Here is an 18,978-nt window from a genome sequence, read left to right as displayed (position 1 = left end):
TTGTCTAGCGGTTGCCCAGCGTCCAGCGCGGGCCGTCGGGGCTGTCCTCGATGGCCAGGCCGGACTGGTTGAGCTGGTCGCGGATCGCGTCCGCGGTGGCCCAGTCCTTCCGCTCGCGGGCGGACTCGCGCTGCTGGAGCACGAGCCGGACGAGGGTGTCGACCACGCCGTGCAGCTCCTCGCCGCCGCCGGTCTCCTCGGCCCAGTGCGGGTCGAGCGGGTCCAGGCCGAGGACGCCGAGCATGGCGCGCACCTCGGCGAGGCGGGCGATGGCCTCGTCCTTGTCGTCGGCGGCCAGCGCGCTGTTGCCCTGGCGGACGGTGGTGTGGATGATCGCGAGCGCGTGCGGCACGCCCAGGTCGTCGTCCATGGCCTCGGCGAAGGCCGGCGGCACCTCGGCGGCGGGGGCGACGGGCGCCCCGGCCTTCTCGGTGGCGCGCTGCACGAAGCCCTCGATGCGGGCGAACGCGGCCTCGGCCTCGCGCAGCGACTCCTCGCTGTACTCGATCATCGAGCGGTAGTGCGGGGTGCCGAGGTAGTAGCGCAGCACGATCGGGCGCCAGTTCTTCACCATCTCGGAGACGAGGACGCTGTTGCCCAGCGACTTCGACATCTTCTCGCCGCTCATGGTGACCCAGGCGTTGTGCACCCAGTAGTGCGCGAACTCGTCGCCGAAGGCCTTGGCCTGGGCGATCTCGTTCTCGTGGTGCGGGAAGATCAGGTCGAGGCCGCCGCCGTGGATGTCGAAGGCGGAGCCCAGGTACTTGTGGGCCATCGCCGAGCACTCCAGGTGCCAGCCGGGACGGCCGCGGCCCCACGGGGTCTCCCAGTCGGGCTCGCCCGGCTTGGTCGCCTTCCACATGGCGAAGTCGCGCGGGTCGCGCTTGCCGGAGACGCCCTCGTCGGGCTGCCGCAGGTCGTCGATGTCCTGGTTGGACAGCTCCAGGTAGCCCGGGAAGGAGCGCACGTCGAAGTAGACGCTGCCGTCGGCCTCGTAGGCGTGGCCGCGCTCGATGAGGCCGCGCATCATCTCGATCATCTCGGGCACGTGGCCGGTGGCGCGCGGCTCGTAGCTGGGCGGCAGGCAGCCGAGGGCCTGGTAGCCGTCGTTGAACGCGCGCTCGTTCTGGTAGCCGATGGACCACCACGGGCGGCCCTGCTCGGCGCCCTTGGCGATGATCTTGTCGTCGATGTCGGTGACGTTGCGGACGAAGGTGACGTCGTAGCCGCGGTACTCGAACCAGCGGCGCATGATGTCGAAGTTCAGGCCCGAGCGGATGTGCCCGATGTGCGGGGCGGCCTGCACGGTCGCGCCACACAGGTAGATCGAGACGCAGCCCGGCTTGATCGGGGTGAAGTCGCGGATCTGCCGGGCGCTGGTGTCGTACAGGCGAATAGTCACCACACCAGGGTAGTGGGCGGGGGGCAGTGCCCCGCGACCGCTCGGGGATCGCGGGGCGCCTTTTTTCCGCGCCGGGGCCCGGTGGGCCGGCACGTGGGCCGGTCCGTGGCCGGTCCCGTACGGGGGCGGGCCGGACGTTACGGGAGGGCCGGCGGCCGTACGGGGACGACGAGGGCGGTCGCGAGGGCGGCCAGGCCCTCGGCGCGGCCGGTCAGTCCGAGCCCGTCGGTGGTGGTGCCGGAGACGGAGACGGGCGCTCCGGCCGCCTCGCTGAGCGCCTTCTGGGCCTCGTCGCGGCGCTTGCCGATCTTGGGGCGGACGCCGACGACCTGGACGGCGATGTTGCCGATCTCCCAGCCCTCGGCGCGCACGATCCGGGCGGCCTCGGCGAGCAGGGTGACGCCGGAGGCGCCGGACCACTCGGGGCGCGAGGTGCCGAAGTGGGCGCCGAGGTCGCCGAGGCCGGCGGCGGAGAACAGCGCGTCGCAGGCGGCGTGGGCGGCGACGTCACCGTCGGAGTGCCCGGCGAGCCCGTACCCGTCGCTGTCGGGACCGTCCCAGAGCAGGCCGGCGCACCAGAGCTCGCGCCCCTTCTCGAAGGCGTGGACGTCGGTGCCGATGCCGGTGCGGGGCAGCACGGGGATCTGCGGGGTGGGCTCAGAAGCCATCGTTGGCCCTCCTGCGGGCGAGTACGGCCTCGGCGAGGACGAGGTCGAGGGGGCGGGTGACCTTGAAGGCCTCTTCGTGGCCGGGCACGACGACCACGGGCGCGCCGAGCTTCTCGACCATGCCGGCGTCGTCGGTGGCGCCGTCCCCGGTGAGGGCGACGGTGGCGTGGGCGTTGACCAGGGTCTCCCGGTCGAAGCCCTGCGGGGTCTGTACGGCGCGGAGGCGGGCGCGCACCGGGGTGGCGACGACCTGCTCGGGGCCGCCCGGCTGCTCGGCCGGCTCGACCTCCTTGACGGTGTCGGCGACGGGCAGCGCGGGGACGACGGCGACGGCCCCGTCGCGTACGGCCTCGATGACCGCGTCGACGGTGTCGACCGGCACCAGCGGGCGGGCGGCGTCGTGGACGAGGACGGTGGTGATGTCGTCGGGCACGGCCTTGAGGCCGAGGTGGACGGACTCCTGGCGGGTGTCGCCGCCGGGGACGACCACGTAGTCGGTGCGGTCGGGCAGGGCGTGGGCGTCGAGGAGGTTCTTCACCTCGGCGGCGCCGTCGGACGGCGCGACCACGACGACGAGCGAGACGGCGCGGGAGGCGGCCATCGCCCGGACGGCGTGGATGAGCATGGGGGTGCCGTTCAGCGCGCGCAGCGCCTTGGGGGCGCCCGGGCCGAGGCGCACGCCCCGGCCGGCCGCGGGGATCACCACGGCGGTGCGAAGTGGACGCGCTTGGTCTGTCATCGGTTGCACTCCGGCAGGTTTGTTTCCGAGGGCGTCGTGGGTATGGCGTCAGCAGGCTTGCTGCGACGCCTCGACCGGACCCTTCCGTGACGACGGTCGAGGCGTCGCCATGCGAGAGCCCGATGGTGGGTGCGGGGGTCGTGCGTGGGGATGGGAGAGACAGCGAAAACGGAGACGAACATGCCGCAGTGCCCGGCGACGGCACTGTGGAATCGGGTGGGATTCACAGCGCGCCGACGGGCACCGCGGCATTGATGCTGGGCTTGCGCTTGCTGGGCATGGCGGGTGGTGCGCCAGGCGTGCAGGCTGCTGCTTCAGGCGACAGGAGCCGGCGTCAGGACGCGAGCACCTCGTCGAGGAGCGCCTCGGCCTTGTCCTCGTTGGTGTTCTCCGCGAGGGCCAGCTCGCTCACCAGGATCTGGCGAGCCTTGGCGAGCATGCGCTTCTCACCGGCGGAGAGACCGCGCTCGCGCTCGCGACGCCACAGGTCGCGCACCACTTCGGCAACCTTGATGACGTCGCCGGAGGCGAGCTTCTCCAGGTTTGCCTTGTAGCGACGGGACCAGTTGGTCGGCTCCTCGGCGTACGGCGCGCGCAGCACCTCGAAGACCCGGTCCAGCCCGTCCTGACCGACCACGTCGCGAACACCGACGAACTCCGCATTGTCCGCCGGCACACGCACCGTCAGGTCGCCCTGCGCGACCTTGAGCACCAAGTAGGTCTTGTCCACGCCTTTGATCTGGCGAGTTTCGATGGCCTCGATCAGCGCGGCCCCGTGATGGGGATAGACCACGGTGTCGCCAACCTTGAACGTCATGTGACAGGTACCCCTTCCGTGGCTATCCAGGGTAACACGGATACGGCTTCTTCTGAATGGCGTTTTCGCAGGTCAGGGCATATCTCGGGGCTTGACAAGTGCGTCGCCCGCGTGCTGCGGCGGGCTTCCGGAAGGCGGTATTCGCAGGTCGGAGCGGCTGCGCGGACACAGTGAAACGCCCACGTTACAGGCTCCGGAGGGCGCCCGGAGGAGGGTTGATGTCCGGGTTTGCCGGGTTCGATGTGGCCCTCTTCACGTACTCCGTTCGAGGATCGACCACCCATACGGACGGATTCCCGAATTGATCACTGCGGTTTCTCGAATGATCGAGGCGGTGTAAGGGGCGACGTAAGGGCGGGTAATCCGGAGCGGGCGGCCGAATTGATCACGGCACTTATGTGAACGGGGGGTCAATGGATCGTGATCAGGCCATGACGGCGAGTTCTCGACGGTGGAGTGAGGGGAGCGGAAGGGACCACGGAAGGAGCCGCGGGAGGGGCCACGGAAGGAGCCGCGGAAGGGACCGCGGAAGGAGCCGCGGAAGGGACCGCGGCAGGGGCCGCCGGATGGGTCCGGGCGCGTGGCCGGGGCACGCAGTGGGCACGCAGGGGGCGGGTCGGGTGCGGGACGGAGAGTGCGGCTCGGTAACCTAAGCGCGCTGACGCACCTTTAGCCGTTTTCCCAGTCCGTCCGTTCGTCCAAGGAGTTGCCGCCGCCGTGAGCCGCAGCCTTCGACGCGGCGCCCTCGCCGCCACCGCCGTCGTGATCTCGATCGCCGCCCTGTCCGCCTGTGGTGCGGGCAACGACGCGCAGACGCTCCAGATCCGTCCGGACAATGCCGCCGTCACGGTCGACGACGTCAAGATCCAGAACGCCCTCGTGATCACCCAGCCCGACCCGGGCGCGGTCGGTCCGGCGGTCGTCTCCGCCACCGTCTTCAACAACGGCCGCACGCCGCAGACGATCCAGTCCGTCACCCTGCCGGGCACCGTCGGCACCGTGAAGCTCAAGGCGGCCAAGGGCGACGGCCCGGTCGTCGTCCCCGCCGGCGGCTCCGTCGTCATCGGCGGCCCGGGCAACGCCTCCGCCACGATCGAGGGCGGCCTGCGCGAGGCCAGGAACGGCGACGCGCAGAAGGTCGTCTTCAAGCTGAGCAAGACCGGCGACGTGGCGCTGAGCGCCTTCGTCGTCCCGGCGCACAGCTACTTCAAGGAGTTCGGCCCCGCCGAGATGCCGAAGGCCCCGACCACCTCCGCCACGGCCACCCCGTCCGGCGAGGCGACCCCCTCGGGCGAGCCCACGCACGCGGGCACGGCCACCCCGTCCGGCGAGGCCACCCCCTCGGGCGAGGCGAGCCACGCGGCCGCCGGCCACTGACCCGCACCCACGCACGTACGCGAAGGGCGCCCCCTCCTCGGAGGGGGCGCCCTTTCCGTACCTGAGACCGTCCCGGCCGCCGGGGCGGGGGCCGGTGCCGGGCCGGGCGGTCTACGGCTCGAACCCCTGCCCGCACGGCGCCCCTCGCACTGCTCGGCCCCAGGGGGCCTCACAGGCTTCGGGACGCTGCGCCGGGCTCCGCCCGGCAACCGCGGCCGGCCGGGGCCGGGCGGTCTACGGCTCGAACTTGTAACCCAGACCGCGCACCGTCACCAGATACCTGGGCGCACCCGGGTCCGGCTCGATCTTGGCGCGGAGGCGCTTCACGTGGACGTCGAGGGTCTTCGTGTCGCCGACGTAGTCCGCGCCCCAGACGCGGTCGATGAGCTGCATGCGGGTGAGGACGCGGCCCGCGTTGCGGAGCAGCATCTCCAGGAGGTCGAACTCCTTCAGCGGCAGGTCGACCTTGCCGCCGCCGACGGTGACCACGTGGCGGTCGACGTCCATGCGGACCGGGCCGGCCTCCAGGGCGGCGGGGGTGACCTCCTCCGGCTCGCCGCGGCGGCGCAGCACCGCGCGGATGCGGGCGACCAGCTCCCGCGAGGAGAAGGGCTTCGTCACGTAGTCGTCGGCTCCTATCTCCAGGCCGACGACCTTGTCGATCTCGCTGTCCTTGGCGGTCACCATGATCACCGGGACGTTGGAGCGGCTCCGCAGCTGGCGGCACACCTCCGTGCCGGGCAGACCCGGCAGCATCAGGTCGAGGAGGACGAGATCCGCTCCGTTGCGCTCGAACTCGTCGAGGCCGTCGGGCCCGGTCGCCGCGACGGCGACCTCGAAGCCCTCCTTGCGGAGCATGTACGACAGGGCGTCGCTGAAGGATTCCTCATCCTCGACGACAAGCACACGGGTCACGGAAGGACCTCCGGGGCGGGAAGTGGTTCGGTCATGAGATCGGGGGTGGGGGAGGAGGTGGAGGCGGCACCGTGGCCCGAGCCGAACCCGCCGCCGCTTCCGGCGCCGGGCCCGTCCTCGTCGGATCGGCGGTTCCGCGCGGCGCCCGCCTCGGGGAGCCGCAGGGTGAAGGTCGAGCCCTGGCCCTCGGTGCTCCACACGGTGACCTCGCCACCGTGCGAAGCGGCCACGTGCTTGACGATGGCCAGGCCGAGCCCCGTACCACCGGTGGCACGGGAGCGGGCCGGGTCGACCCGGTAGAAGCGTTCGAAGATGCGCTCGCGGTCCTTCTCCGAGATGCCGATGCCCTGGTCGGTCACCGCTATCTCGATCAGGTCGCCGCCGGGCGCCGCCACCCGGCGGGCGGCGATGCCGACCCGGGTGCGGGCCGGCGAGTAGTTGACGGCGTTCTCCACGAGGTTGCCGAGGGCGGCGGCGAGCTGCCCCCGGCTGCCCCAGACGGACAGGTCGGCCGTGCCGCCGGAGACCATGGTGATCTGCTTGGTGGAGGCGGTGTGCCGGGAACGGTCGATCGCCTCGGCGACCAGCTCGTCCACCCGCACCGGCTCGGAGTCCTCCAGCGGATCGTCGTTCTGCACCCGTGAGAGGTCGATGAGCTCCTGCACGAGGTTGGTGAGGCGGGTGGCCTCGATCTGCATCCGGCCCGCGAAGCGGGTGACCGCCTCGGGGTCGTCCGAGGCGTCCATGACCGCCTCGGAGAGCAGGGAGAGCGCGCCCGTCGGGGTCTTCAGCTCGTGGCTCACGTTGGCCACGAAGTCGCGCCGCACCGCTTCGATGCGCCGCGCCTCCGTCAGGTCCTCGACGAGCAGGAGCACGAGCCGGGACCCCAGCGGGGCGACCCGGGCGGAGACGGCGAGGGCCTCGCCGCGCCCGGTGCCGCGCCGGGGCAGGTCCAGCTCGACCTGTCGTATCTCCCCGTCCCTGCGGGTGTCGCGGGCCATGTTGAGCATGGGCTCCACGGCCAGCTTCCCGCCCCGGACCAGCCCGAGCGCGTAAGCCGCCGAGCTGGCCTTGACCACCGAGTCGCTCTCGTCGAGGACGACCGCGGAGGAGCGCAGCACGGACAGCACGGTGTCGACGCCGGGCGGCAGCACGGCATCGGTGTGCAGGGAGGTACGGGTGGGTCGCGCCTGGTCGCGCTCGCTCCAGCGGAATGCCAGCATGGCGATCACGCCGGTGCACACGCCGGCGATCGCGGCCAATGCGGCGACCGCCGCGTTCACGTCCATGCCATCCAGGTTATGCGGGACGAATGACACTCTCCCAGCCGTCCGAGTGGCTGCTCGAACAGTCGTCGCCCAGAGTTCACCGAGGGGACGGGCCGGGTTCATTTGTCCCGGTCGGAGCCGTGGCGGGCGTTGCCCAGAGTTCACCTGGGGGACGGTGGTGATTCACCGAGGGGGCTGGTGCCGGACGCGTAGGGGGCCGAACGTGGGATGTGCGATGCGTAGAGGCATGGCCAGTGGACAGAGACCATCGGACAGAGGCCGGTAGACGGACGCCGAGAGGCAGACGCCGGTAGGCAGACGCCAATGGGCAGACGCCAGTAGGCGGGCGACGCCGCAGGGCGGACAGAGGCCGGTAGGCAGAGAGAGGGACATCGATGCGGGACGCGTACCACGAGGAACTTGACTCGATAGGCGAGGGCCTGGTCGAGATGGCCCGCCTGGTCGGGTCGGCGATCGGGCGCGCCACGACGGCCATGCTGGACGCCGACCTGAAGCTCGCGGAGAGCGTGATCGCCGCGGACCAGAAGATCGACGACCTCCAGCACGACCTGGAGGCGCGGGCGATCGCTCTGCTCGCCCGGCAGCAGCCGGTGGCGACGGACCTGCGGATCGTGGTGACCTCGCTGCGGATGAGCGCCGACCTGGAGCGTTCGGGCGACCTGGCCCAGCACGTGGCCAAGCTGACCCGGCTGCGCTTCCCGGACCGGGCCGTGCCGAACGACCTGCACGCGACGATCCTCCAGATGGGTCAGCTGGCGCAGCGCCTGATGGCGAAGGCCGCCGAGGTGATCATCACCAAGGACGTCGACCTGGCGATGCAGCTGGAGCAGGACGACGACGAGATGGACCTGCTGCACCGCACGCTCTTCCAGCACCTGATGGACGACCGCTGGAAGCACGGCATCGAGACCGCCGTGGACGTGACGCTGCTGGGCCGCTACTACGAGCGGTTCGCCGACCACGCGGTGTCGGTGGCCAAGCGCGTGGTGTACCTGGTGACGGGCGAGCACGCGGACGAGCTGCAGCAGGCGGACGCGCCGGTCGAGGGCGCGTGACCGCGTAGGGGTGCGGGCGCTCGCACAACAGTGCGCCGTTGATGCGCCCTGGGCGGTGGGCATGCAATGGGGGGAGGCGAGGTACGCCTCTCAGGGAGGGACCCCATGGCCGAGACCGCTCCGATCACCGACCACTCGCAGGACCCTGCGGCGGCCCCGCGCGGCGCCGAGTTCCTGCCCGTCCTCGGCGCCTGCGGCTGCGGCTCCGGCTGTGGCTGCGGCTGCCAGTCCGGCGGGCCGTGCCAGTGCGGGGGCTGCTCCTCGTAGGGCCGGCTCCTCGTAGGACCGGCTCCTCGTAGGACACGGGTGTGGGGCCCGCCGACCGGCGGGCCCCACACTGCTGCACGGGTGCGTCCGGCTATATGAGGTCGAGGACGCCGACGGCCTGGTCGCCGGCCAACTCGCCGGTCTCGCGGAAGCCGAGCCGGCGGTAGAAGTCACCGGGCCCGTGCTCGCCCCGGTGCCAGCTCACGTACATCCGCCGGGCGCCGCGCCGCCGCAGCTCGTCGCGCACGGCGCCGACGGCGAAGCGCCCGTACCCCTTGCCCTGGTGCTCGGCGCCGACGTTCAGCCGCCACAGGCCGCTGCGCCGGTCGTCCGGGTCCCGTTCGGCGTCCCACTGGATGTCGACGAAGGCCATGACGAAGCCGACCGGCTCGTCCTGGTCCCCGTCGACGATCAGCCGTGGCCAGGCGGTCTCCCCGTACGCGTACGCCTCCGCGAGCGAGCGGACGACGGGCGCGACGTTGTCCTGCTGGTGGGGGTGGACCCGCAGGGCGAGGGCGGCGTCGACGTTGGCCGGGGTGACGGGCACGAGGCGCGGTGAACTCATACGGGGGACGCTAGGCGATCCGTGCCCGGCACCGCGCCTCCATTAATGGCCGGGTCAGGGGCGCAGGAAGACCACCGAGCGCAGCTTGAGGCGGTCCGTGGCCGGGCGGCCGTGCGGGCGGAGGGTCCAGGAGTCGCCGGTGCAGTCGGGCTCGGTGAAGACCATCGCGTACTCGTCGGTGTCGTTGTGCGGCGCGAAGGCCGGCTCCGTGGCGCCCGGGTCCGCCACCTCGGGGAGGGTGACGCAGACCTCGGTGGCCGGGTCGTGCAGGGTGACGGCGACGGGCGCACCGTTCAGGCCGGTCACGCGGTAGGAGAAGTCGCCGGTGGCGGCCTGGGCGGGGGTGGCGAGGGCCGCGGTGAGGGCGAGGGCACCGCAGGCGGCGGCGAGGGTGTGCCGAAGGCGCACGGGAAGGTCTCGTTTCATGAGAGGGGATACGGGCTGGCGGAACCGGACGGAACCCGAGCGGGACGACCCGCTCCCCCGAGCTCTACCGCTTCCCGTACGCCGCTCATGCCGCGCCCGCGAGCCGGAAGGTTTCTGTGTCACCCGTCCGGCCCACGGGCCCCCGCGCGGGGCGGTGTTGCGGTGTTGCGGTGTTACGGCATGAAAACCTGGTCCAGGCGGTGGATGGCGCCGTCCTCGCCGGTCTCGTAACGGAAGACCAGACCGGAGTCCGGGTGCGCCTTCACCCAGTCGATCAGCTCCTGGACGCCGATCCGCTGGTTCTCGGTGCTCTCGACGATGGGGTTGGTGGCGGTGACGTACGCGGCCTGGTCGAGGGCCCAGCGGCTGTCCTCGCCGCTGACGACGAACGGCGCGCCGTCGGTGTCGGGCTCGCCGCAGCCCCAGGCGCCGTGCTGGAGGACGAGGTTGACCTTGCCGGTGCTTCCGGGCAACTCCTCGATGCGGTAGAGCGCGAACTCGTCGGGGTCGTACGCCTCGGGGTTCGGCGCACTCGTCACACACCCGGGCGCCCCGGACCCGGACCCGGACCCGGTTCCCGTGGTCTTCTTGGTGCTCTTCTTGGTGCCCTTCTTGCTGCTCGTCGACGTCTTCTTCGCCCCGGAGGTGGCGGAGGGCGTGGCGGCGGGAGCCGGTGCGTCCGAGGCGGGCGCCTTCGAAGCCGGCGCCTTCGTGGGCGCCGCGGTGGTCGGCCCACCCGGACCCGCCGGAGCGGGCGCCGCCGCGTCCCCCTTCTGACACCCCGTGAGCGCGGCGACCAGGGCGACCCCTGCGAGCGCGACGGCGGCGGATCTGAAGCGCGTGATGTTCATCCGGGACTCCCCCTTTTGTGACGGCGGCCACCCAAAGCCGCATCCCGCCCCGGAACGTAGCAACCCCCCACCCCCACCGACGAGATCCGGCCACACTCTGTCGCACACCCGGTACATCCCCGTCACGCGACCCGAACGCCACCCCGACGAAAGAGCCCCTGCCCCACCGGAAACCGGCGGGGCAGGGGCTCTCGCGTCACCCGAGACGGGAGGGAAGGCTACTTCTTGCCCTGGTTCTTCACGGCCTCGATCGCCGCCGCCGCGGCCTCCGGGTCCAGGTAGGTGCCGCCCGGGTTGACCGGCTTGAAGTTCTCGTCGAGCTCGTAGACCAGCGGGATGCCCGTGGGGATGTTGAGGCCCGCGATGTCGGCGTCCGAGATGCCGTCGAGGTGCTTCACCAGGGCGCGCAGGCTGTTGCCGTGGGCGGCGATCAGGACCGTGCGGCCGGCCAGGAGGTCGGGGACGATGCCGTCGTACCAGTACGGGAGCATCCGCTCCACGACGTCCTTCAGGCACTCGGTCTGCGGGCGCAGCTCCGGCGGGATCGTCGCGTAGCGGGCGTCGCCGGCCTGGGAGTACTCGGCGTCGTCGGCGAGCGGCGGCGGCGGGGTGTCGTACGAGCGGCGCCACAGCATGAACTGCTCCTCGCCGAACTCGGCGAGGGTCTGCGCCTTGTCCTTGCCCTGCAGCGCGCCGTAGTGGCGCTCGTTCAGGCGCCACGAGCGGTGGACCGGGATCCAGTGGCGGTCGGCGGCCTCAAGGGCGAGCTGCGCCGTGCGGATGGCGCGCTTCTGCAGCGAGGTGTGCAGCACGTCGGGCAGCAGACCGGCGTCCTTCAGCAGCTCACCGCCGCGGACCGCCTCCTTCTCGCCCTTCTCGGTGAGGTTGACGTCCACCCAGCCGGTGAACAGGTTCTTCGCGTTCCATTCGCTCTCGCCGTGGCGGAGGAGGATCAGCTTGTACGGTGCGTCGGCCATGTGTCCGAGCCTAGACGACACCCGTCGATTGACGCGCACCGTCAATTCACTGGCGTCCGGCGTATGAGATTCGTAAGTTACGAGCACTGCCAGAGGGACTTACCAGGGGGCTGCTCCGTGACCATCGACTCGCTCAGACGCTCAGCGCGCGCCACCGTCTCGGGACTCCCCGGCGGGTTCTGGTGGCTCTGGCTGTCGACCCTGGTCAACCGGACCGGGGCCTTCGTCCTCACCTTCCTCTCCCTCTACCTCACCCAGGAACTCGGGCACTCCGCCTGGTTCGCCGGACTCGTCGTCGCCCTGCACGGCCTCGGCGGTGTCGCCGGCTCCCCGCTCGGCGGCATGCTCACCGACCGCTGGGGCCGCCGCCCCACCATGGTCACCATGCACCTCGCGGCCGCGAGCTGCGCCGTGCTGCTCGCCGTGGTCACCAGCGCCTGGGGCATCGCCCTCGTCGTCCTCCTCATGGGCGTCGCCATGCAGGGCGTCCGGCCGTCCATCAACGCCACCATCGCCGACATGGTCCCGGCCCACGAGCTGCGCCGCGCCTACGCGCTCAACTACTGGGCGCTCAACCTCGGCTTCGCCATCGCCGCCATCGGCGGCGGCGTCGCGATCGTCCTCGGCTACCGCACCCTCTTCCTCGTCGACGCCGCCGCCACCGCGCTCTGCGCCCTGATCGTCTTCCTCCGCCTGCCGGAGACCCGGCCGGCCGCGGCCGTCGACGAGAGCACCGGCAAGGCCGTCGCCGAGGAGAAGGTCAGCGTCCTCACCGTGCTGCGCGACGCGCCCTTCCGCACGCTGGTGGCCCTCAACCTGCTCGTCTGCCTGGTCTTCACCGCCCCCTGGATCGGTCTGCCGCTCACCATGACCGGCGAGGGCCTGAAGCCCTCCGCGTACGGCGCGGTCATCGCCGTCAACGGCATCGTCATCGTGGGCTTCCAGCTGCTGGTCAACAAGGTCACCGACAAGCGCTCCCCGGTGCTCCTGCTGACGGTCTCCTCGCTCCTCTTCGCCGTCGGCACCGGCGCCACCGCGCTGGCCGGCAGCTCCGTCGCCTTCGCCGCGACCGTCGTCGTCTGGACCATCGGCGAGATGGTGCACGTCCCGACGAACGCCGCCGCCACCGCCCGGCTCGCGCCCGAGCACGCCCGCGGCCGCTACCAGGGCGTGATGGGCATGTCCTGGGCGGTGGCCGGTTTCGTCGCGCCGATCCTGGCCGGCTGGATCGTGGACGGGCCCGGCCCGGACGTGCTGTGGATCGCCTGCGCCGTGATCGGCGGCATCGCCGCCCTCGGCTACCAGACGCGGCTGCGGACCGCCCTCGCCGACGCGGAGGAGGACGCGGTCCAGGAGGACACGGTTCAGGAAGCGGCGATCCGAGGGGTCGCGGTCCAGGAGGCCGCACCCACCGCCGCCTCGGAGCCCGCCACCGGGGCCGCCACTGGGTCCGCCGCCGGGCCCGCCACCGGGGCCGCCGCGAAGGTCAGCTCCTCCTGAGCCCCGCCCTGAACCGCTTCTGCGCCTCGTAGAGGTTCCGGGGGCGTACGGCGCCGGGCGCGCCGTACGCCTCCACGCGCGTGTGGAGCTCGCCCGCGAAGTCCGGCACGTCGATCTGGTCGAACTCCCGCACCTCGCTGATGCCGACGGTCGCGCTGTACGGGGCGATCCCGTCCAGCTTCACCAGGCCCGCCCGGCCGTTGGTGACCGTCACGTTCCAGTGCGCGAACCGGGCGCCGTAGAGCGGGCCCGCGGAGGCGTCGCCGCCGTGCCGGCCGTCGTTCTCGACGGTGATCTCGGTGCGCACGTTGGCGAAGGGCATGCCCCGGTGGGTGTCGAAGGTGCCGGTCTCCATCACCCCGCGCGACCACACGTTGTGGCTGGACAGGCCCTCGACGTTGATGCCGTGCAGCTGGGTGCCGGGCGCGGCGGGCACGCTGCGCGCCGCGATCCGGAAGTCCTCGACGAGGTTGTCGTGCGCGCCCTCCCGGCAGAAGTACGGGTGGTGGGCGCCGCGCCCCTCGACGGCGGTGCGGCGCAGGGTGCAGGCGGAGGCGGCGACGAGCCCGAAGCCGTTGTCGACGTGCCGGACGACCACGTCCTCGGCCCAGCAGTCGTACGCGCACTGGAAGGTGACGCCGTTGAAGCCCTGGTCCAGCAGGTGCGGGGACTGCGGGATCAGGGGCGCCTCCAGGGTCAGGCCGGTGACCCCCGAGCCGGTGATCGGGGTGGTCCCGGAGACGAGCCGGGGGTCCCACTCGGGGCGCAGGTCGAGCGGCAGCGGGCGTTCGAGGTGTACCCGGCGGCCTTCGACGCGGGTGATCCGTACGGGCCACTCGTAGGGGACGTAGCTGGTCAGCTTGGTCTTCTCGGCCCAGGGGTACGCCTCGGGGCCGGGGCCGCCGCCCGCCATGTGCTCCAGGAGGGTGTGGTCGGCGTCGTCGGCGAGCCGGAGGATCACGAACCGTCCGCGGTGGAGCGCGGCCGGGTCCTCGACGGTGACGGCGCGGTCGCCGCGCCGGGCGGGGCGGACGGCGGTCAGGGTGGTCCAGGCGTCGCGCCGGTTGCCGGTCCAGCCCTCGAAGGGCCAGGCCCGCTCCCGTATCGCGGCGAGCAGGGAGGCGTGCCGGGCGCGCGGCGACAGCCAGATCAGGCCGCCGGCCCAGGACCAGGCGGACTTGTCGCCGCCGTAGCGGGACCCGTAGGGGCCGATCAGGGAGGTGAGGCTGCGGGTGGCGCGCAGGGTCGTACGGCCGGAGCCCGCGCCGCGCAGCACGACGCCGCTGTCGCCGATGTGCACGTAGCCGTCGAGCCGGTACGTGCCGGGCGGCACGAGCACGGTGCCGCCGCCCCGCTCCCCGGCCGCGGCGAGGGCGCGGTTGAAGGCGGGCGCCGAGTCGGTGGAGCCGTCGGGGGTGGCCCCGTGGGCGAGGACGTCCGTGACGACCGGCGGGCGCGGGAGCCGGGCGGCGCCCCCGTGTGCGCCGGCGGATCCCACGTAGGGGATCTGGGGGTGGGTGTAGGGGGCGGCGGCGTACTCCGCCCAGAGGGAGGAGGGTTCGGGGGTGGTGAATCCCGTGGCGGTCGTGATTCCGGTGGCGGTCGTGATTCCCGTGGTGGTCGTGATTCCCGTAGTGGTGAATCCCGTGGTGGTCGCGGTCGTGGCCGCCGCCGCGGCCACCCCGATCGCGCCGCCGACGAACTGCCTTCTGCTGAGCCTGCCGAGTGCCATGAACCTGACCCCTTCACGTATATGAACGGTGTTCAGATTTGCGATGGCCGAGAGCATGGCAGGGCCGGGCCCTCACCGGAAGGGCCCGTACGAAAAGGGCTTAGTTCGCCGGCTTCTGGGTCAGGTTCTTGAACGCGTCGAGGTTGCGGGTCGACTCCCCGCGGGACACCCGCCACGCGTACTCGCGGCGGATCGCCGTCGCGAAGCCCAGCTCCAGGAGCGTGTTGAAGTCGCCGTCGGCCGCCTCCAGGACGGACCCGAGGAGCCGGTCCAGCTCCTCCGGGGTGACGGCCGCGAGCGGGAGCTTGCCGGCGAGGTAGATGTCGCCGAGCGGGTCGACCGCGTAACTCACCCCGTACAGGCGCAGATTGCGTTCGAGCAGCCAGCGGTGCACACCGGCCTCGTTCTCGTCCGGGTGCCGGATGACGAAGGCGTTCAGCGAGAGCGAGTGGCGTCCCACGCGCAGCGAGAGGGTGGTGAACAGCTTGCGCGTGCCGGGCAGCTTGACCACGTAGGAGCCCGGTTCGGGGGACTCCCACTCCAGTTCCGCGTCCGTGAAGGTGTCCTCGACGATCCGCCGGACGTCGCCCGGCCCCGCCGCGCCCACGGCCGACTCTGCCGCCCCTGCCGCCACCGCCGCCTCTGCTGCCCCTGCTGCCCCTGCTGCCTCAGACATGGTGCGAGCGTACGCGACGCCGGTGCTCGCGCAGTTCGCGGAGCTCGCGCAGCCCGTGGTCGTGGCGCGCCCGGTGGTCGTGCATCGCGGCCGTGTACACGTCCGCCGTCGCCGAGGCCGCCGTGTCCCAGCCGAAGGAACCGGCGTGCCGGGCCGCCGCCGCGCCCATCCGCTCGGACAGCGGCGGATCGGCGACGAACCGCTCCAGGGCCCGGGCGTAGTCCACCGGGTCGTGGCCCGGCACCAGGAAGCCGGTCGCGCCGTCCCGTACGGCCACCGGCAGCCCGCCCACCGCGGCCGCGACGACCGGGGTGCCGGCCGCCTGGGCCTCGATGGCGACCAGGCCGAAGGACTCGCTGTACGAGGGCACGACCAGCACGCTCGCGGCCCGGAACCAGTCGGCGAGCCGGTCCTGCCCGACCGGCGGGTGGAAGCGCACGATGTCGGAGATGCCCAGCTTGGCGGCGAGCTTCTGCAGCCCCTCCGGCTTGGCCAGGCCGCTGCCGCTGGGGCCGCCGACCACCGGCACCACCATCCGGGAGCGCAGCGAGGGGTCGCGGTCCACCAGGATCGCGGCGGCGCGCAGGAGTATGTCGGGGGCCTTGAGCGGCTGGATGCGGCCGGCGAAGGCGGGGACGAAGGCGTCCTGCGGCAGGCCGAGCCGGGCGCGGGCGGCGGCCCGGCCGTCGGCGGGGCGGAAGTGGTCCAGGTTGACCCCGGGGTGCACGACGGCGACCTTGGCCGGATCGGCGTCGTAGAAGCGGGACAGCTCGTCGGCCTCCTCGGCCGTGTTGGCGATGAGCCGGTCGGCGGCCTCCACTATCTGGGTCTCGCCGATCACGCGGGCGGCCGGCTCGGGGGTGTCGCCCTCCGCGAGCGCCGAGTTCTTGACCTTGGCCATGGTGTGCATGGTGTGGACGAGCGGGACGCCCCAGCGCTCGGCGGCGAGCCAGCCGACGTGGCCGGAGAGCCAGTAGTGGGAGTGCACCAGGTCGTAGTGGCCGGACCGGTGCCCCGCCCAGGCCTGCATCACGCCGTGCGTGAAGGCGCACAGCTGCGCCGGCAGCTCCTCCTTGGCCAGCCCCTCGTACGGACCGGCGTCCACGTGCCGTACGAGCACACCGGGCGCGAGCTCCACGACGGGCGAGAGACCGCCGGTGGTGGCCCGGGTGAAGATCTCCACCTCGACGTTGATCGCGGCGAGCCGCTTGGCCAGCTCCACGATGTAGACGTTCATCCCGCCCGCGTCGCCGGTGCCCGGCTGGTGCAGCGGAGAGGTGTGCACACTGAGCATGGCCACCCGGCGCGGCCCGCGGTGCCGGCCGGGAAGCCGGAGCCGGGACTGCGTCGCCAGGGTGCCGGCGAACCGGGACACGTACTGGCTCACGTCGGCGGTCCTTCCGCTGTGGTTCCGCTGTCGGGCATGGCAGAGGGAGGGTGCGGAACACCCACCGGCCTCCAGAACACCGGAATGCCCGCTTTCATTTCCCCCCGGGCACTCGCTTTGCCAATTCATTACGGCCCGGGGTGCCGCCCGACACCCCTTACGCTCGTGACATGGCCCGCCGCACCACCGCTCACGCCGCCGTCCGCCCCGTCGGAACGGTGACGCGCGGGACCACCAACCCGAACCGGCTGCGGCGCCAGGACCGGTGGATCGCGGCCGTGCACGGGCCCGCGCTGCGGCGCTCCGACGCGGCACCGGTCGCCGTCGACCTCGGCTACGGGGCCGCGCCGTGGACCGCCGTCGAGCTGCTCGGGCGGCTGCGCACGGCCGATCCGCGCACCCTGGTCTTCGGGGTCGAGATCGAGCCGGCCCGGGTCGAGGCGGCCCGGCCCTACGAGCGGGAGGGGCTGACCTTCCGGCACGGCGGCTTCGAGGTGCCGGTGCCGGGCGAGATCGCGCTGATCCGGGCCGCGAACGTGCTGCGGCAGTACGACGAGGAGCAGGTCGCCGCCGTCTGGGAGCGCCTGTGCGGGCGGCTCGCGCCGGGCGGGCTGCTCGTCGAGGGCACCTGCGACGAGATCGGGCGCCGGCACGTGTGGGTCGCGCTCGACCGCTCCGGCCCGCGCACGGTGACCTTCGCGACCCGCCTCGGCTCGCTCGACCGCCCCTCCGACCTCGCCGAGCGGCTGCCCAAGGCGCTGATCCACCGGAACGTGCCCGGCGAGCCGGTGCACGCCTTCCTCCGCGACTTCGACCGGGCCTGGGCCGCCGCCGCGCCCTTCGCCTCGCTCGGCGCCCGGCAGCGCTGGATCCGCTCGGTCCGCGACCTGGCTGCGGACTGGCCGCTCACCGACGGCCCGCGGCGCTGGCGCCAGGGCGAGGTGAGCGTGCGCTGGGACGCGCTGGCGCCCCGTACGGGATGACTCCGGTTCACCTCCGGGCCGGAGGTGAACTCCCCCTGAAATTGGCCAGGGTGGGGAACGCGCCCGGCGCGGCGCTCGTCCACCGTGGGGGGAAGTGACCCGACAGGCCCGGCTTTCCCCTGTTGCTTTCCGGTCCGGCATGGCACTATCGCCAAGGTCACCGTTAAGTTACTGACGGTAAATCAGATGGGGTGCCGGCTACCGGCATCGACCACAGCTATCGACCACAGCTTCAGATTCGGTGTCCTGAGGGGGAGCCAGTGAACCGACGCCGCCACGCCCTTGCCACGCTCACCGTGGTCTGCGCCCTGACGGTGCTTGCCTCACCCGCGCTCAGCCTCCAGGCCGCCGCCGCCCCGCTCCCGCCCGGGCCGCCCGCGCTGCCGAAGAAGACCCTCGAAGAGGTCCGCAAGGAGATCGACGGGCTCTACCGCCAGGCGGCCGCCGCCACCGACGCGTACAACCTGGCCGAGGAGAAGGCCAAGGAGCAGTCCGACGAGATCGTGCAGCTCGCCCGGCAGATCGTGGCGGGCCAGGAGCGGATCGAGGACCTCAAGGCCCGGGCCGGCGCCGCGGCCCGCGCGCAGTACCGCAACGGCGGACTGCCGGACGGCGCCCAGTTCGTCCTCACCGACGACCCGCAGCTCTTCCTCGACAACGCGGCCCGCCTCAAGGAGGGCCACAAGGCCACCAAGGACCTGCTCGCCGAGATGACGAGCACCCAGGCCCAGCTGACCGCCTACGCCAAGGACGCCAGCCTCAACTGGACCAAGCTGGAGGCCAACCGGGTCAAGCAGGCCCGGGCGAAGAAGGAGATCAACGACAAGATAGAGGCGGCGAAGAAGCTGGAGTCGCAGCTCGCCGCCGAGGAGCGGGCGAAGCTGCTGCGCCTGGAGGAGCAGGAGCAGTACAAGGCGCAGACCGCCTGGATCAACTCGGGCGTCCTCAAGGGCCTCAGCGACAAGGCCACCCCGGCCGGCAAGCGCGCGGTGGAGTTCGCGACGGCGCAGATCGGCAAGCCGTACGTGTGGGGCGCCGAGGGCCCCGGCTCGTACGACTGCTCCGGCCTCACCCAGTCCGCCTGGGCCGCGGCCGGCCGCCCGATCCCGCGCACCTCGCAGGAGCAGTGGCGCCTGCTGCCGAGGGTGGACATCAAGGACATGCGCCCCGGCGACCTGATCGTCTACTACAAGGACGCCAGCCACATCGGGATGTACGTGGGCAACGGCGCCATCGTGCACGCCCCGCGCCCCGGCCGGAACGTGACGATCGCGGGCGCGGGCTCGATGGAGATCCTCGGGGTGGTCCGCCCGGAGTGAGGCCGCCCGGGGGGCGGGGCTCGGGGGCCTGGG

Annotated in this window: 20 protein-coding genes; 7 read left to right on the top strand and 13 right to left on the bottom strand. The window is 72.3% G+C overall.

Features of this window, described 5'->3' with window-relative positions; all coding sequences use genetic code 11:
• Positions 1 to 4 precede the first annotated feature (4 nt).
• The 4 genes from cysS to ACIGW2_RS00440 form a co-directional block, all read right to left on the bottom strand.
• A complete protein-coding gene (gene cysS, locus ACIGW2_RS00455; protein WP_361587447.1) occupies positions 5 to 1,402 on the bottom strand; it encodes a cysteine--tRNA ligase in 1,398 nt (465 codons plus the stop codon).
• Positions 1,403 to 1,539: 137 nt separating this feature from the next.
• Positions 1,540 to 2,070, bottom strand: a complete 531-nt coding sequence (ispF, locus tag ACIGW2_RS00450; protein ID WP_391652865.1) for a 2-C-methyl-D-erythritol 2,4-cyclodiphosphate synthase — start codon at positions 2,068 to 2,070, stop codon at positions 1,540 to 1,542.
• The gene (ispD, locus tag ACIGW2_RS00445) at positions 2,060 to 2,809 is read right to left on the bottom strand and encodes a 2-C-methyl-D-erythritol 4-phosphate cytidylyltransferase (RefSeq protein WP_356061507.1); all 750 of its coding nucleotides are present in this window, start codon (positions 2,807 to 2,809) and stop codon (positions 2,060 to 2,062) included. The genes ispF and ispD overlap by 11 nt, the downstream gene beginning before the upstream one ends.
• A 334-nt stretch (positions 2,810 to 3,143) precedes the next feature.
• Entirely contained in the window at positions 3,144 to 3,626 is a 483-nt protein-coding gene (locus ACIGW2_RS00440) for a CarD family transcriptional regulator (protein WP_003953493.1), read from the bottom strand.
• 717 nt (positions 3,627 to 4,343) lie between these two features.
• On the opposite strand from ACIGW2_RS00440, the gene ACIGW2_RS00435 reads away from it, so the two are divergent.
• Positions 4,344 to 5,003 (top strand): DUF461 domain-containing protein, encoded by a 660-nt coding sequence (locus ACIGW2_RS00435; protein ID WP_391652866.1) that lies wholly within the window; start codon positions 4,344 to 4,346, stop codon positions 5,001 to 5,003.
• 234 nt (positions 5,004 to 5,237) lie between these two features.
• Here ACIGW2_RS00435 and ACIGW2_RS00430 read toward each other — a convergent pair whose 3' ends face one another.
• Positions 5,238 to 5,918, bottom strand: a complete 681-nt coding sequence (locus tag ACIGW2_RS00430; RefSeq protein WP_116159717.1) for a response regulator transcription factor — start codon at positions 5,916 to 5,918, stop codon at positions 5,238 to 5,240.
• Positions 5,915 to 7,207: a sensor histidine kinase gene (locus ACIGW2_RS00425; RefSeq protein WP_391652867.1), complete on the bottom strand. Its 1,293-nt coding sequence runs from the start codon at positions 7,205 to 7,207 to the stop codon at positions 5,915 to 5,917. The genes ACIGW2_RS00430 and ACIGW2_RS00425 overlap by 4 nt, the downstream gene beginning before the upstream one ends.
• A 374-nt stretch (positions 7,208 to 7,581) precedes the next feature.
• Between ACIGW2_RS00425 and phoU the strand changes: the two genes are divergently transcribed.
• Complete coding sequence (phoU, locus tag ACIGW2_RS00420; protein WP_356061516.1) at positions 7,582 to 8,262, top strand: phosphate signaling complex protein PhoU; 681 nt, start codon at positions 7,582 to 7,584, stop codon at positions 8,260 to 8,262.
• A 105-nt stretch (positions 8,263 to 8,367) separates the two neighbouring features.
• Positions 8,368 to 8,529, top strand: coding sequence for a hypothetical protein (locus ACIGW2_RS00415; protein ID WP_361587455.1), 162 nt, complete (start codon positions 8,368 to 8,370; stop codon positions 8,527 to 8,529).
• 91 nt (positions 8,530 to 8,620) lie between these two features.
• On the opposite strand, the gene ACIGW2_RS00410 is transcribed toward ACIGW2_RS00415, so the two are convergent.
• The 3 genes from ACIGW2_RS00410 to ACIGW2_RS00400 form a co-directional block, all read right to left on the bottom strand.
• Positions 8,621 to 9,094: a GNAT family N-acetyltransferase gene (locus ACIGW2_RS00410; protein WP_399840386.1), complete on the bottom strand. Its 474-nt coding sequence runs from the start codon at positions 9,092 to 9,094 to the stop codon at positions 8,621 to 8,623.
• Positions 9,095 to 9,148: 54 nt separating this feature from the next.
• Positions 9,149 to 9,502: a hypothetical protein gene (locus ACIGW2_RS00405; protein WP_399840384.1), complete on the bottom strand. Its 354-nt coding sequence runs from the start codon at positions 9,500 to 9,502 to the stop codon at positions 9,149 to 9,151.
• 191 nt (positions 9,503 to 9,693) lie between these two features.
• Positions 9,694 to 10,059 carry a hypothetical protein gene (locus tag ACIGW2_RS00400; RefSeq protein WP_361587461.1) on the bottom strand — a complete coding sequence of 122 codons (366 nt, stop codon included), beginning with the start codon at positions 10,057 to 10,059 and terminating at the stop codon, positions 9,694 to 9,696.
• Between the two features lie 49 nt (positions 10,060 to 10,108).
• On the opposite strand from ACIGW2_RS00400, the gene ACIGW2_RS00395 reads away from it, so the two are divergent.
• The gene (locus ACIGW2_RS00395; protein ID WP_391652870.1) at positions 10,109 to 10,297 is read left to right on the top strand and encodes a hypothetical protein; all 189 of its coding nucleotides are present in this window, start codon (positions 10,109 to 10,111) and stop codon (positions 10,295 to 10,297) included.
• Between the two features lie 292 nt (positions 10,298 to 10,589).
• Here ACIGW2_RS00395 and ACIGW2_RS00390 read toward each other — a convergent pair whose 3' ends face one another.
• Entirely contained in the window at positions 10,590 to 11,348 is a 759-nt protein-coding gene (locus tag ACIGW2_RS00390; protein WP_361587469.1) for a phosphoglyceromutase, read from the bottom strand.
• A 117-nt stretch (positions 11,349 to 11,465) separates the two neighbouring features.
• Here ACIGW2_RS00390 and ACIGW2_RS00385 point away from each other — a divergent pair, with 117 nt between their 5' ends.
• Positions 11,466 to 12,848 (top strand): MDR family MFS transporter, encoded by a 1,383-nt coding sequence (locus tag ACIGW2_RS00385; protein WP_399840383.1) that lies wholly within the window; start codon positions 11,466 to 11,468, stop codon positions 12,846 to 12,848.
• On the opposite strand, the gene ACIGW2_RS00380 is transcribed toward ACIGW2_RS00385, so the two are convergent.
• The 3 genes from ACIGW2_RS00380 to mshA all read right to left on the bottom strand — a co-directional run bounded on the left by ACIGW2_RS00380 (position 12,835) and on the right by mshA (position 16,643).
• Entirely contained in the window at positions 12,835 to 14,580 is a 1,746-nt protein-coding gene (locus ACIGW2_RS00380; RefSeq protein WP_399840382.1) for a glycosyl hydrolase family 28-related protein, read from the bottom strand. The genes ACIGW2_RS00385 and ACIGW2_RS00380 overlap by 14 nt on opposite strands.
• 100 nt (positions 14,581 to 14,680) lie before the next feature.
• Positions 14,681 to 15,256 carry a YbjN domain-containing protein gene (locus ACIGW2_RS00375; protein WP_399840381.1) on the bottom strand — a complete coding sequence of 192 codons (576 nt, stop codon included), beginning with the start codon at positions 15,254 to 15,256 and terminating at the stop codon, positions 14,681 to 14,683.
• Positions 15,249 to 16,643, bottom strand: a complete 1,395-nt coding sequence (gene mshA, locus ACIGW2_RS00370; RefSeq protein ID WP_399840380.1) for a D-inositol-3-phosphate glycosyltransferase — start codon at positions 16,641 to 16,643, stop codon at positions 15,249 to 15,251. The genes ACIGW2_RS00375 and mshA overlap by 8 nt, the downstream gene beginning before the upstream one ends.
• A 170-nt stretch (positions 16,644 to 16,813) precedes the next feature.
• Between mshA and ACIGW2_RS00365 the strand changes: the two genes are divergently transcribed.
• Positions 16,814 to 17,626 (top strand): class I SAM-dependent methyltransferase, encoded by an 813-nt coding sequence (locus tag ACIGW2_RS00365; RefSeq protein WP_391652875.1) that lies wholly within the window; start codon positions 16,814 to 16,816, stop codon positions 17,624 to 17,626.
• A gap of 260 nt (positions 17,627 to 17,886) precedes the next feature.
• Positions 17,887 to 18,945: an NlpC/P60 family protein gene (locus ACIGW2_RS00360; RefSeq protein ID WP_356061547.1), complete on the top strand. Its 1,059-nt coding sequence runs from the start codon at positions 17,887 to 17,889 to the stop codon at positions 18,943 to 18,945.
• The last annotated feature ends 33 nt before the right edge of the window (positions 18,946 to 18,978 follow it).

Source organism: Streptomyces sp. NPDC053541, assembly GCF_044544705.1.
Taxonomy (GTDB): Bacteria; Actinomycetota; Actinomycetes; order Streptomycetales; family Streptomycetaceae; genus Streptomyces.
Note: the sequence above shows the minus strand (reverse complement) of the source record. Positions and strands in the feature narration are given on the sequence as shown.

Excerpts from the sequence above, each read along its gene's own strand:
- ispF (WP_391652865.1), bottom strand. The coding sequence starts at position 2,070 with ATGGCTTCTGAGCCCACCCCGCAGATCCCCGTGCTGCCCCGCACCGGC.
- ispD (WP_356061507.1), bottom strand. The coding sequence starts at position 2,809 with ATGACAGACCAAGCGCGTCCACTTCGCACCGCCGTGGTGATCCCCGCG.
- ACIGW2_RS00440 (WP_003953493.1), bottom strand. The coding sequence starts at position 3,626 with ATGACGTTCAAGGTTGGCGACACCGTGGTCTATCCCCATCACGGGGCC.
- ACIGW2_RS00425 (WP_391652867.1), bottom strand. The coding sequence starts at position 7,207 with ATGGACGTGAACGCGGCGGTCGCCGCATTGGCCGCGATCGCCGGCGTG.
- phoU (WP_356061516.1), top strand. The coding sequence starts at position 7,582 with ATGCGGGACGCGTACCACGAGGAACTTGACTCGATAGGCGAGGGCCTG.
- ACIGW2_RS00415 (WP_361587455.1), top strand. The coding sequence starts at position 8,368 with ATGGCCGAGACCGCTCCGATCACCGACCACTCGCAGGACCCTGCGGCG.
- ACIGW2_RS00410 (WP_399840386.1), bottom strand. The coding sequence starts at position 9,094 with ATGAGTTCACCGCGCCTCGTGCCCGTCACCCCGGCCAACGTCGACGCC.
- ACIGW2_RS00390 (WP_361587469.1), bottom strand. The coding sequence starts at position 11,348 with ATGGCCGACGCACCGTACAAGCTGATCCTCCTCCGCCACGGCGAGAGC.
- ACIGW2_RS00380 (WP_399840382.1), bottom strand. The coding sequence starts at position 14,580 with ATGGCACTCGGCAGGCTCAGCAGAAGGCAGTTCGTCGGCGGCGCGATC.
- ACIGW2_RS00375 (WP_399840381.1), bottom strand. The coding sequence starts at position 15,256 with ATGTCTGAGGCAGCAGGGGCAGCAGGGGCAGCAGAGGCGGCGGTGGCG.
- ACIGW2_RS00365 (WP_391652875.1), top strand. The coding sequence starts at position 16,814 with ATGGCCCGCCGCACCACCGCTCACGCCGCCGTCCGCCCCGTCGGAACG.